The 12,722-nt window shown below is 57.0% G+C and carries 12 protein-coding genes; 9 read left to right on the top strand and 3 right to left on the bottom strand.

What is annotated here, in order from left to right; genetic code table 11:
- Positions 1-130 precede the first annotated feature (130 nt).
- Together ACUZ79_RS12380 and ACUZ79_RS12385 are read right to left on the bottom strand one after the other, a co-directional pair.
- Entirely contained in the window at positions 131-484 is a 354-nt protein-coding gene (locus ACUZ79_RS12380; protein ID WP_240825102.1) for a response regulator, read from the bottom strand.
- Positions 408-956 carry an RrF2 family transcriptional regulator gene (locus tag ACUZ79_RS12385; RefSeq protein ID WP_022658296.1) on the bottom strand — a complete coding sequence of 183 codons (549 nt, stop codon included), beginning with the start codon at positions 954-956 and terminating at the stop codon, positions 408-410. The genes ACUZ79_RS12380 and ACUZ79_RS12385 overlap by 77 nt, the downstream gene beginning before the upstream one ends.
- A 333-nt stretch (positions 957-1,289) precedes the next feature.
- Here ACUZ79_RS12385 and ACUZ79_RS12390 point away from each other — a divergent pair, with 333 nt between their 5' ends.
- From ACUZ79_RS12390 to ACUZ79_RS12400, 3 genes are all read left to right on the top strand, one after another.
- Positions 1,290-1,706 (top strand): RrF2 family transcriptional regulator, encoded by a 417-nt coding sequence (locus ACUZ79_RS12390; protein ID WP_449251776.1) that lies wholly within the window; start codon positions 1,290-1,292, stop codon positions 1,704-1,706.
- A 496-nt stretch (positions 1,707-2,202) separates the two neighbouring features.
- Positions 2,203-3,141 carry a respiratory nitrate reductase subunit gamma gene (locus ACUZ79_RS12395; protein ID WP_449251777.1) on the top strand — a complete coding sequence of 313 codons (939 nt, stop codon included), beginning with the start codon at positions 2,203-2,205 and terminating at the stop codon, positions 3,139-3,141.
- An 11-nt stretch (positions 3,142-3,152) separates the two neighbouring features.
- Positions 3,153-4,748, top strand: coding sequence for a (Fe-S)-binding protein (locus ACUZ79_RS12400; RefSeq protein WP_449251778.1), 1,596 nt, complete (start codon positions 3,153-3,155; stop codon positions 4,746-4,748).
- A 295-nt stretch (positions 4,749-5,043) separates the two neighbouring features.
- Here the strand turns inward: ACUZ79_RS12400 and ACUZ79_RS12405 are convergent, their stop codons facing one another.
- Positions 5,044-6,063 carry a DMT family transporter gene (locus ACUZ79_RS12405; RefSeq protein ID WP_449251779.1) on the bottom strand — a complete coding sequence of 340 codons (1,020 nt, stop codon included), beginning with the start codon at positions 6,061-6,063 and terminating at the stop codon, positions 5,044-5,046.
- Between the two features lie 156 nt (positions 6,064-6,219).
- Here ACUZ79_RS12405 and pdxR point away from each other — a divergent pair, with 156 nt between their 5' ends.
- From pdxR to ACUZ79_RS12435, 6 genes are all read left to right on the top strand, one after another.
- Positions 6,220-7,641, top strand: coding sequence for a MocR-like pyridoxine biosynthesis transcription factor PdxR (gene pdxR / locus ACUZ79_RS12410; RefSeq protein ID WP_449251780.1), 1,422 nt, complete (start codon positions 6,220-6,222; stop codon positions 7,639-7,641).
- 180 nt (positions 7,642-7,821) lie between these two features.
- Complete coding sequence (locus ACUZ79_RS12415; protein WP_449251781.1) at positions 7,822-8,952, top strand: branched-chain amino acid ABC transporter substrate-binding protein; 1,131 nt, start codon at positions 7,822-7,824, stop codon at positions 8,950-8,952.
- Between the two features lie 120 nt (positions 8,953-9,072).
- A complete protein-coding gene (locus ACUZ79_RS12420) occupies positions 9,073-9,981 on the top strand; it encodes an ABC transporter permease subunit (RefSeq protein WP_240825111.1) in 909 nt (302 codons plus the stop codon).
- 2 nt (positions 9,982-9,983) lie between these two features.
- Positions 9,984-11,204, top strand: coding sequence for an ABC transporter permease subunit (locus ACUZ79_RS12425; RefSeq protein WP_240825112.1), 1,221 nt, complete (start codon positions 9,984-9,986; stop codon positions 11,202-11,204).
- Positions 11,204-11,989, top strand: coding sequence for an ABC transporter ATP-binding protein (locus tag ACUZ79_RS12430; protein ID WP_324835390.1), 786 nt, complete (start codon positions 11,204-11,206; stop codon positions 11,987-11,989). The genes ACUZ79_RS12425 and ACUZ79_RS12430 overlap by 1 nt, the downstream gene beginning before the upstream one ends.
- On the top strand, positions 11,982-12,686 hold the full coding sequence (locus ACUZ79_RS12435) for an ABC transporter ATP-binding protein (protein WP_022658285.1): 705 nt from the start codon (positions 11,982-11,984) through the stop codon (positions 12,684-12,686). Before ACUZ79_RS12430 ends, ACUZ79_RS12435 begins: the two co-directional genes overlap by 8 nt.
- Positions 12,687-12,722 lie beyond the last annotated feature (36 nt).

The raw sequence follows: 12,722 nt of genomic DNA on the forward strand, positions 1-12,722 counted from the left end.
CCTGAAAAAACTCGCCGTCTGCCGCGCCAGCATTTGTCCTTTTGCCTGGCGCGGATAACGGAGCGAACCACAGCCCTGACGGTCGGGTACTATCCCAGCCCGACCGTCAGGCGAGTATCAAATACGATAGCTATGCCATTGCGGCGCTGACGGTAGCAAGCAGCGCTTCGCTCGAACAGTTTTTTGAAAGAACGGGAATCCCCGTTCCAAAGCTCACAGGCCGGGGCCCAACAGATGTGCACACCACCGCCGGAAGCGACCTGGTGCTCGCATTGCGGCGCAAACGACTGTACATGATGGTGCCGGACGTTCCCTCCAGCTCCACATCAAAAACAACACAGTCGGGCCTGTCGCTGGCAATCTTGGCCAGGCTTTCAGCACAGGTGCTGGCGGTGCTTACCCGGTAATCACACTGCTGAAGGGTTTGAGACAGTCTGCTTTGGCTTTCGGCATCGCTGTCTACCAAGAGAATATGCTTTTGCATTGGTGCCTCCGAAGTCGGTCTCCGGCAGAAGCGGAGAAGAGGGTTGCGCCACCCTGCGGCGGGTGGCTTGCCGGGGCGCTGAAGCACTACTCTGTCGAACGGAACTGAGAGTCACAGCTTCGAGCGAACTGTTCATGGAACGGGCGACCATATCCCAAGCGTCCAGCGCAGTTTTGCCCCTGGGGGCAACATTGCTGACACCAGGCAGGGAAATGCCGCCTTCAACTGCAATAATTATGTCGGCCAGCGTTATCTCGTCAGGAGTGCGCGCCAGCATGTGCCCTCCGGCAATGCCACGAACGCTTTTGACAATGCCCTCTGACTGAAGCAGCCGCATGATTTTTTGAACAAACTTTTCAGATATGCCGGTGCAGACCGAAAGTTCGGACGCAGAGGCAGGGATTTCGTCATCTTGTTCAGAAAGGCACAATAACAAGTGCAAGGCATGGCAGGCCATTGTCGAAATACGCATAGTCATTCCTTATTTTGCAGGAGACAATAACTATCTCTAAACCGTATCCGTCTAATTTAGACTGTTCTACTCAACTTTTTAGCGCACCATAATTATGGCGTCAAGCGGGTGCCTGCCTGCCAAAATGAACGCCATTGGCAAAATTTCGTCATGCTTTCAATGATGTGAATAGTTTCGCAACCTTTTGACGAAGAAAAAAAAATACTGCCCATAGCAAATATAATGTGTTAGATTTGTGCGTCATTAGTCATAGCTAGCCGCAGCATCGGCGCAGAGACGCCGGCAGTCATGGCAGATGGAAATTATTCAATCTGCACACAAGAGGGACCCGCAATGAAGCTTTCTGCAAAAACCCGGTATGCCGCCAGAATCCTGCTATTTCTGGCAAAAAACGGTCTTGAGAAACCGGTCTCTTCAAGCCAGTTGGCTGCACAAACTGGCATAAGCTCGCAATTCAGCGAACAGATTTTGCGCCAGCTGCGTCTGGCTGGCATAACGGGCAGCATCCGTGGGGCCAAGGGCGGCCATGTGCTTTTGCGCAAGCCCGAAGAACTCACATTTGGGTGCATTGTCAAATTGATGGAAGGCGGCATTGAACTGACAAACTGCATGGAAAAGCCCGGCGAGTGCGCGCGCTTTGATGAATGTGAAGTCCGAAAAGCCTGGGAGAACCTGCAGGCAAAGCTTGATGGCGTTTTTGAGTCAATTACCCTGCGCGATCTCATGCATGACCCGCACATTCTCCTGTAGGAAGCACGATTTCAATCGCAGAATCCGTTTATACAAGCATACCACTTGACACACAAAGGTCGGCCTACGCCGACCTTTTTTATTATCTCAATATTACTGATAAATTTTATCATACCAAAAAAGTATATAATTTTTCATCCCAAGCTTGTTAAAAAAATTTTTTAGTTTGCTTGAAAAAAAATTTTTATAGGTGTAATCTACTTGATTTAGTTAAATAAAATTAGGTTAATCCTGATTAAGTTTACTGTATTGTTTCCATCTGACATCTTTGCATTTTTTGTAATTTTGAGTATCAGGGGGGTCACCGTACACCTTGACTATGTCGACTATTGTGATCAATTCCTGATTACAACGGTCAGATTTGACTCAGGCGTCGGCCCACTAAAAGGAGAGGTTGCAGGCAGGCAGACGCATGCCGGGCTTGAAAGCGTGTCGGCTGTGCCGGCCGCAACTAACCCACGATCTAGCGGCATCTTGACCCCACGGGAGTAAACGCATGACCACACTTTTTTACATTCTTGGCTATCTGGCGGTAGCCGGCTTTTTCTGCATGGCCTACCTCAAGATCAAATCGTATCTTGCAGCCAGCCCCCTGCACGTACGCTGGGAACTGTACCCCGTGCCTCACGAAGGCTCCAAGACGGTGTACGGCGGCAGCTTTATGGAAGAAAAGGACTGGTGGACCAAGCCTCGTCACATCGCTCACATGGGCGACGTCAAGGCGCTGCTGACCGAAGTGCTTTTCTTGCATGCCACTTTTGAACACAACCTCAAGCTTTGGGTGCGCACCTACCCCTTCCATGTGGGCATGTACATGCTCATGGGCGGCACCATCGTGGTGCTGTTTGCCGCCATCGCGCAGGTTCTGGGCCTCAACCCCCAGGGCGGTCTGATGATCTTTGTCGGCAACGTTATCAGCGCCTGTGCTCTTGCTGGCACGCTGTGCATCATTGTGGGCGGCGTCAGCCTTGTTTTGCGCCGTCGCGCCGATGAAGGCCTGCGCCGCTACAGCACCCCCGAGCATTACTTCAACCTGCTCGTCTTCGTGCTCTTCGGCGTGCTGGGCCTGGCTGCCTGGGCTTCCGCTCCTTCCTACTTCGAGCTGGCCCGCACCTTCATGTACAACCTGATCACGTTCCACTTTGCCCCGCAGACCAACGTGCTGTTCAGCCTGCACCTGCTGGTGGGTTTCTTCCTGCTGATCTGGATTCCCATGACCCACATGGGCCACGTCTTCATGAAGTACTTCACCTACCACGACATCCGCTGGGGTGACGAACCCACCAACTTCAGCCCCAAGAACCAGCAAAAGATCATGGACGCCCTGAAGTTCAACGTCACGTGGTCTGCCGATCATATCAATGGCGATGGCCAGCCCAAGACCTGGGTGGACGTGGCCACCACAAATCCCGCAGCCCCCAAGAAGGAAGACTAGGGAGTTCCGCAATGAAAGATAATCTGCAATTGAAAGATGTTTCCACTGCCGAAGGGCAGATGGTCAGCATTGACCTCAAGGATATTCCTGAGCTTCCCCTGGACGTGCACACCATGCCCTGGAAGCCCTTCACCGATGAACAGAAGCAGAACACCGCCTGCATCCTTGACGATGTGTGCGTGCTGAACATCCCTGTGCCCAAGAACAAGGAAGAAGAAGAGGAACTGGTCAACAAGTTCCTCAACGGCATGCGCAAGCTGTTCAGCAAGGAAAACAACTGGACCTTCCTGCCCATGCTCGAAACCAGCATGGACTACTGCGCCCAGTGCAACTCCTGTTCTGACGCCTGCCATCTGTACGAAATGTCGGGCAAGAACGAGATGTACCGGCCCAACTTCCGGTCTGAAATCTTCCGCCGCATCTACAAGCAGTATGTGAAGAAAGAACCCTTTGCCAAATGGCGCTACGGCGACATGGGCCTGAACTGGAAGACCGTGGCCCGCCTGGGCGAACTGGCCTACCGCTGCAACCTTTGCCGTCGCTGCGCGCAGACCTGCCCCATCGGTGTGGACAACGGCCTGCTGGCCCGCGAAATCCGCAAGCTTTTCAGCCAGGAGATGGGCATCTACGCCCGCGAACTGCACGAAAAAGGCACCATGAACCAGATGAAGTGCGGGTCTTCCACCGGCATGACGCCTGAAGTGGTGAAAGAAAACGTGGAGTTCATCGACGAGGACTACACCGAAATCACCGGCGTGGGCATCCATACTCCCTTCGACGTGCAGGGTGCAGACATCATGCTGCTGCACAACGCTGGCGAAGTGATGGCCTGGCCTGAAAACATCGCCGCCTTCTCGCTGATCTTCCAGGAAGCCGGTCTTTCCTGGACGCTCTCGAGCAAGGCACTGGCATATGACGGCGTGAACTACGGCGTGTTCTACGACGACGCCCAGACCGCCCGTATTGCCCTGCAGCACATGATGGCCGCCAAGGAACTTGGCGTGAAAAAGATCGTCATCGGTGAATGCGGCCACGCCCACAAGGCCCTGACCGTTATCGCCGACCGCGTTATTCCCTTTGAATATCAGGTGCCGCGTGAAAGCTGCTACGTGACCCTGCACGACATCGTCATGTCGGGCCGCCTGAAGCTTGATCCTTCGCGCAACAACTTCCCCGTGACCCTGCACGACCCCTGCAACATCGTGCGCCTCATGGGCATTGTTGAACCCCAGCGCGAAATCGTGCGCAAGATTGCGCCCTTGTTCCGCGAAATGCCCTGCCACGGTGTGGACAACTACTGCTGCGGCGGCGGCTCCGGCTTTGCCATCATGACCCGCAACAACATCGAGCAATGGCGCGGCAACATCTCTGGCCGCAAAAAGATGTGGCAGATCGCCGAAGCCTTCAAGGATTGCCTTGGACCGGAAACCCGCAAGTACATCTGCGCTCCCTGCTCCAACTGCAAGGGCCAGATCCGCGAAATGCTGGAACACAACGATCTGTACACCAAGAACAACTTCGCTTACGGCGGCCTGGTGGAACTCATCGTCAACGCCATGGTCAACGTGAACCCCGGGTTCATCAAGTTTGAAGGCGAAGAAGAATAGTTTCCCAGCCGTGGGATAAATAGAAAAGGGGGCGCAAGCCCCCTTTTCTATTTATGAGCGTTGCCATCGGCAATGCGATCAGAAATCAGGAGCAGGCTGCGGCTTGCCCGCGCCGACGAGCGACTGATTTCTGTGTTTTCTGCCCGGCGGTCTGCCGCCGCTGGCAGCGCAAAACCCGTGCAACGGGGTTTGTCATCTGAATGATAAAGGGGGCGCAAGCCCCCTTTTCTATTTATGAGCGTTGCCATCGGCAATGCGATCAGAAATCAGGAGCAGGCTGCGGCTTGTCCGCGCCCTACTTGCCATCCGGCGCATTGGTTGCTGCGCACGAAAGCCATATGCCCACCGTCACGCAGGCCAGACCTGCAATATGTGTCCACAAAATCTGCTCACCAAGCACCAACCACGAAAGCGCCACGCCGCTCAGAGGCACCAAACCCGTAAAGGCAGCGGCGGCACTGGCCTGCACCTGAGCAATCCCACGAAACCACAGCACATACGACAGATAGGAAACCGCTGCGCCATAATAGGCAAGCCCCCAGATTGCTGCGACAGACAAGAAGGTGAAGTCAAAGTCTCGAGCCTCAAACAAAGCCATGGGCAGCAGCATGATGAAGGCGTAGAATGATACGATTGTCGTACGCCGCAAGGGTGACATAGGGCAGCAGCGCGCCTTGCTGAGTACGGAAAATGCCGCCTCGCACAATACAGCCGCCAGCACAAGGCCGTTGCCCAGCAATGAGCGCCAGGCCTCGCCTCCGCTTGCCGGCGTGGTTTCCACACCCACGGCACCCTGCGCTGCTAGAAAGGGCGTAAGATTAATGGCGAGCAGGCCCAGACTCACGCAAGCAATGCCCGCAATGCGCCGCAGCGGCGGCCTCTCCCGGAGCATGCCCCAAGCCAGCAAACCGATAACCGCTGGCGCGGCGCTGCTCATCAAACCCGCAGAAGCAGCGCTGGTGAAGCGAAGCCCTTCAAAGGTGCAGATGCGGTACAGTGCAATGCCGCACAATGCCTGGAGGGCCAATGTCGCATGGGTGCGCCCGTCAAGCGCCCCTTTTTCACTCCGCAGCCACAACTGCGGCAGCATCACCAGCAGCCCGACCCCAAGGCCAAGGCCCGCAGCAAGAAACACAGGCAGGCTGCCCACCAGCAGTTTTCCCGCCACCACCGCACTGCCAGCGATGCTCATGGCAAGGGTCAGGCTGATCCATGCTCCCCAGGGGCGCGCTTGCCCCAATTGCGCTGATTGTTCCACTTCCCCAGCAGATCTCGCAGCCGCAGTACCTTGCGCACTGTTTTCACACACGCTCATTACTTCCTCTCCTTGTGATGCCCGCACAATGCATCGGCATGTTGAGCGTCTTCCGGCACGTATTGTCATCTGACGTTTGAGAGGCTAGCGTAGTTAAAGTGGTTTTTATAAGCGCCACTTTTTGATATTTTTTACCATACCAATTATAGGTGCGCCATGTGGATCAGCCTTGATGCGGATAGCCCGCTTTCATTGAACCGCCAGATCAGCTCACAGATCAGGGAGCTGATTTTGCGCGGACATCTGGCTGCGGGCGACCGCCTGCCTTCCACCCGGCAACTGGGCAAAGATCTGCATGTGGCCCGCAGCACAGTCATTGAAGCCTATGATCAGTTGCTTGCCGAAGGCTATCTTGAATCGCGGCGCGGCTCCGGAACGCACGTGGCGCAGGGCATACGGCCCCAGCCGCACGTGTACGGACAAAAAACAACGGCAGATAATCATGCGCTCGATAATGCCCGCGCCGACCCGCCAGGGCTTGTGAACTTTCAGTCCGGCATTCCGGCTCTGGAGCATTTTCCAACGGCGGAATGGGGCAGACTCTATCGGCAGGTGTGTGATACGTTGCCAGCCTCGGCTCTGCGCTATTGCAGACCGCCAGGCGTTGCCGAATTGCAGGAGGCCATTGCCGGATGGCTGCTGCGCATGCGGGGCCTGCGCGCTGCACCGGAGCAGATTATGATTACCACAGGCGCAACCCAGGGGCTAAGGCTTGTGGCGCGCCTGCTCAACCGCCCGGATGCTCTGGCAATTGTGGAAGACCCAGTGCATCGGGGGCTGGTGGAAGTGATAGCGCGCACCGGGTACGCTATTGAAGGCATTGCCGCAGACGCGCAGGGGATGGACATCAGCCTCCTGCAAAACATCTCTGAGCAAACCGCCCGCCGATGCGCCTTTGTCTATGTGACCCCTTCGCACCAGTATCCGACCGGGGGCATCCTCTCAGCGCAGCGGCGTCAGGGATTGGTGGATTTTGCCCGACAGCGCGACTGCATGGTGGTGGAGGACGACTATGATGGCGAATTCCGTTTTGAGGGAACGCCCGTCAGCGCCCTGCGCGAGCTTGCGCCCGACAGGGGCATATATATTGGTTCATTCAGCAAGATTCTGGCTCCAGCCCTGAGGCTGGGCTTTGCCGTGATACCCCCGGATATGGTGCGCCCATGGGCCGAAGAAAAGCAGTACACGGATGTGCACACCGACGCGCTGTCACAACGCACGCTGGCCGCCTTTATCTCAAGCGGCGGGCTTGAGCGGCATATCTGGAAAATGTGCAAGCTGTATAAACGCAAAAGGCTCTTCCTGCTGGAATGCCTGCGGCGGTACTTTGGCGACAACTTCACAGTCAGCGGGCAGGCTGCCGGGCTGCATCTGGTGGCGGGATTTCCCGGTATCCGCTTTTCAGACGGAGTACTCGCGGCCATGCGCGCGCAGGGCGTTCGGGCCGTACCGGTGGAACACCATTCTCTGTGCCGCAACGGCGCGCACGCGCACGAACTGATACTGGGTTATGCGCACCTTTCGGAGCAGTCCATGGAGCGCGGGGTGCATGCCCTGCGAGGGGCCATTGCGCAGTGAGCAGAGAGTTTTAATGGAATATCTTTTTTTGCAAGGCATTCGGCGGCTTGCCGCCCTGCGGCCTTTCAATCGCCGCGCCGTGCGCGCATTGACAGGATGCCCGCAATGAGGCAATAGAAAAGCCTTCATCCACAAGCGGCGCATCATTTGTGCGCACATCTTTTCTCGCGGAGGGCGGAGATGAAAAAAGGTATGACTTGGCTTGCTGCAATGGCATTCTGCGTGGCAATTGCCGCGCCCGCAATGGCTGCGGATCCCATTAAAATCGGCGTTGCCGGCGCGCACTCCGGCGACCTGGCCTCCTACGGTGTTCCCAGCCTGAACGCCGCCAAGGTTGTGATTGCCGAAGTGAACGCCAACGGCGGCGTGCTTGGCCGTCAGCTTGAACTGATCGCCCAGGATGACCAGTGCAAGCCCGAACTGGCCACCAACGCGGCCACCAAGCTTATTTCCGAAAAGGTGAACGTGGTCATGGGCCACATCTGCTCCGGCGCGACCAAGGCTACCCTGCCGCTGTACACCGAAGCCAAGATTGTCTCCATGTCGCCTTCTGCCACGACCCCCAACCTTACCGAAAGCGGTACCAACCCCTATTTCTTCCGCACCATCGCCAACGACAAGGCCCAGGCCAAGTTGACCAGCGACTTTATCCTGAACGGCCTCAAGGCCAAGAAGGTCGCCTACCTGCATGACAATGGCGACTACGGTAAGGGCTTTGTGGACAACAACCGCGAAACCCTTGAAAAGGCTGGCGTGGAAACCGTTCTGTACGAAGCCGTTACGCCTGATGCTGTGGACTTCTCCGCTGTTGTGCGCAAACTGCGCCGCGCCCAGCCCGACATCCTCGTGTTCGGCGGCTACCAGCCCACCGCTTCCAAGCTGTTGCAGCAGATGCGCCGCGACCGCGTGACCACCGCCATGATCGGCCCCGACGGCCTCAAGGACGATGCCTTCATCAAGATGGCTGGCAAGGACGCCGAGGGCGTGTACGCCTCCTATCCCAAGGACACCAGTAACCTGCCCGCCTACAAGCATGCCCACGAAGGCCATGTGAAGATGTTCGGCAGCGATCCCGGTTCCTTCTACTACAACGGCTACGCCGCTACCCAGGCTCTGGTGAACGCCATTGCCAAGGCTGGCTCCACAGACGCCGCCAAGGTTGTGGAAGCCCTGCACACCAACCCCGTGGAAACCCCGCTGGGCAAGCTGACCTTCAGCAAGACCGGCGATGCCGCCGGTATGGGCCTTTCCATCTACCAGATCAAAGATGGCAAGTTCGTAGAGCTTAATCACAGCATTACCCTGGACTAAACGTCTACCGGGGCGCGGCCATGGCCGCGCCCCGGCTTTTCACGCATCGCCGGAAGCTGACGGCATTAACGGGACAGGCGGAACGAACAGGGACACCCCCCGTACCGCGCGCGAGTTTGCATGGACATTCAATTTTTTATAGAGCTCTTTTTCGGCGGTTTGACCCGAGGCAGCATTTATGCGCTGATCGCCCTCGGCTACACGCTGGTTTACGGCATTATCGGGCTCATCAATTTTGCCCATGGCGAAGTGTATATGCTGGGCTCATTCACGGCCCTGCTTATAGCTGGCGCGCTTGGCGTCTACGGCTTCCCTGCTGGCGGCATTCTTATTGTGGCGGCTCTTGCGGCCATAGTCTGGTGTTCCGCCTACGGCTATACGCTGGAAAAGGTCGCCTACAAGCCCCTGCGTGGCGCGCCGCGTCTGTCGCCGCTTATTTCTGCCATCGGTATGTCCATCTTTTTGCAAAACTATGTGCTGCTTGCGCAGACGTCCGACTTTGTGCCCTTCCCGAACCTGCTGCCAGAAATGAATTTTCTTGAGCACATCGACTACGTCATGGGTGCCAGCGACTTTCTCATTCTGATGGTCAGCACCTTTGCCATGGTTTCTCTCTCTCTCTTTATCCGCTACACCCGCATGGGAAAAGCCATGCGCGCCACGGCCCAAAACCGCAAGATGGCTCTATTGCTTGGCATCAATGCCGACCGCATCATCTCCCTCACGTTCATCATCGGTTCCGCCCTGGCGGCCCTTGGCGGCGTGCTTATTGCCTCGCACATGGGGCAGGTCAACTTTGGCATCGGTTTTCTGGCTGGGCTTAAGGCCTTTACCGCCGCAGTGCTCGGCGGCATCGGCTCCATCCCCGGCGCAATGGTGGGCGGGCTTGTGCTTGGCCTGGCCGAAAGCTTCACCACGGGCTATTTTTCCGGCAACTACGAAGACATGCTGGCCTTCGGCATTCTTATCCTTATTCTCATTTTCAGGCCCGACGGTATCTTGGGCAAAGCCACAGTGCAGAAGGTGTAGCCATGCAGCGCATACTTAAAGCCGCCATCGCCGCCCTGTGGTTCATGCTCCTCACCCTGCCGGTGCTGGGCATCAAGCTGAACGTGGCGGCAAAAACCGTTGTTTGGCGTTTTGACCGTATCTTCGCTCTGGGCGCAGGCATATTTGTACTTGCCCTTATCTGGGACTGGTGCTTCAGCCGCAAGGCATCGGGCATGAAGATCATCACCCTGCCCAAATGCCTCAACCTGGCAGAGATCATCGAAGCATTCAGAAATCGCGCTGGCCTCCGCCTTGGCGGGCTTGCCGCGCTGGCCGTTGTGCTCATCGGCATGCCTCTGGTCAGTTCCTTCTATCAGACCAACATCATGATCTCCGCTCTGCTGTATGTCATGCTCGCGCTGGGCCTGAACATCGTCGTGGGGCTGGCGGGCCAGCTTGTGCTTGGCTACGTGGCTTTTTACGCCATTGGCGCGTACACGTACGGCCTGCTGCACCAGTACTTCGGCCTGGGTTTCTGGACCTGCCTGCCCATTGGCGGTTTCCTTACAGTCCTTTTCGGCCTGGGTCTGGGCTTTCCCGTGCTGCGGCTGCGTGGCGACTACCTCGCCATCGTGACCCTGGGTTTTGGCGAAATCGTGCGCCTCACGCTGCAAAACTGGAACACCGTCACCGGCGGCCCGCGCGGCGTCAGCGATATTCCCCGCCCTGCCTTTTTTGGCATGAACATGGACATCACCCAGTCCACCACCTACATCTACTATCTGGTGCTGGCCGCAGTGGTGGTTACCATTGTGGTTATCACCCGGCTCAAGAATTCGCGCGTGGGGCTGGCCCTGCAAGCCCTGCGGGAAGACGAAATAGCCTGCGAGGCCATGGGCGTGGACATCACGCGGGTGAAGCTTTCGGCCTTTGCGCTCGGCTCCTGCTGGGCTGGCTTTGCCGGGGTAATCTTTGCCGCCAAGACCACCTATATCAATCCCTCCAGCTTCACCTTCATGGAATCAGCCATGATTCTTTCCATGGTGGTGCTGGGCGGTATGGGTTCCATTGCGGGCGTGGTCATTGCAGCGCTGATTCTCATTCTTGCCCCGGAATATCTGCGGGCTTTCTCTGACTACCGCATGCTGCTTTTCGGAGCGATCATGGTGATTATGATGCTCTTCCGGCCACAGGGCCTCATCAGCGGCGAACGACGCCGCTACCGCATCAGCAACCTGCACGGTGCTGAAGGAGGCCGCTGATGAAACCGGTGCTGGAAGTAAAGGATCTTTCTCAGGATTTTGGCGGACTCCGCGCGCTTAATGAGCTTTCGCTCACCGTGAACAGCGGCGAGATTGTTGCCCTTATCGGCCCCAATGGCGCGGGCAAGACCACGTTTTTCAACTGCGTGACCGGCATCTACACCCCCACAGAGGGGCAGATGTTTCTGCACGACGCCTCGGGCGACAAGCAACTGCTTAACGGCAAAAAGCCCCACCTCATCACGGCCATGGGCATGGCCCGCACGTTCCAGAACATTCGCCTTTTCAGCGAAATGACCGTGCTTGAAAACGTGATGATCGGCCGCCACTGCCGCACCAAGGCGGGCATTTTTGGCGCGATCGTGCGCGATGGCCGCACCCGTCGTGAAGAGCAGGACTGCATTGACCGCAGCTATGAACTTCTGGAACTGGTGAAACTTCAGGAGTTCTGGAATGAAACGGCCAACAACCTGCCCTACGGCGCGCAGAGGCGGCTTGAAATCGCCCGCGCCATGGCGACCGAGCCGCGCATGCTGCTGCTGGACGAACCCGCAGCGGGCATGAACCCCCAGGAAACCAACGAACTCAAGGAGCTGGTCTGCTCCATCCGCGACAACCAGCAGCTCTCCATCCTGCTTATCGAGCACGATATGGGCATGGTCATGTCGCTTTCCGACCGCATCTACGTCATGGAATACGGCTCCTGCATCGCCACAGGCACCCCCGCTGAAATCCGCACCAACCCCCGCGTCATCAAGGCCTATCTGGGAGAAAGCGATGCTTGAGCTGCGTAACGTAGACACCTATTACGGCAACATTCAGGCCCTGCGCGATATTTCGCTGAATATTGAAGAAGGCGAAATTGTCACCCTGATCGGGGCCAACGGCGCGGGCAAGTCCACCACGCTCATGACCATCTGCGGCATCAACCGCCCCAGAAAAGGCGAGATACTCTGGTACGGCAAGCCCATTCATCAGTTGCCCCCGCACGAAATTGTGACCTTGGGTATTTCGCAGGTACCGGAAGGCCGCCTGATTTTCCCTGATCTGAGCGTCAGCGAAAATCTCGACCTCGGCGCATTTTTGCGGCGTGATCCGGCAGGCGTAAAGGACGATCTGGACTACGTGTTCAGCCTTTTTCCCATTTTGTCCGAGCGCCGCAAGCAGGCGGGCGGGACGCTTTCCGGCGGTGAACAGCAGATGCTTGCCATCAGCCGCGCCCTCATGGGCCGCCCCAAGCTGCTGTTGCTGGACGAGCCTTCACTGGGCCTCGCCCCCATCATCATCCAGCAGATCTTTTCCATCATCCAGAAGGTCAATTCCAACGGCACCACTGTCTTTCTGGTGGAGCAGAACGCCAACCAGGCCCTGCGCATCGCCAACCACGGATATGTTATGGAAAATGGCCGCATAGTCATGCACGACACAGCCGCCAACCTGCTCACTAGCGAAGAAGTGCGCACTGCCTATCTGGGCATGTAGACCGCAATCCCCATAGCGGTACAAACCTGTGCCCTT

The organism is Desulfovibrio faecalis, from assembly GCF_053570625.1.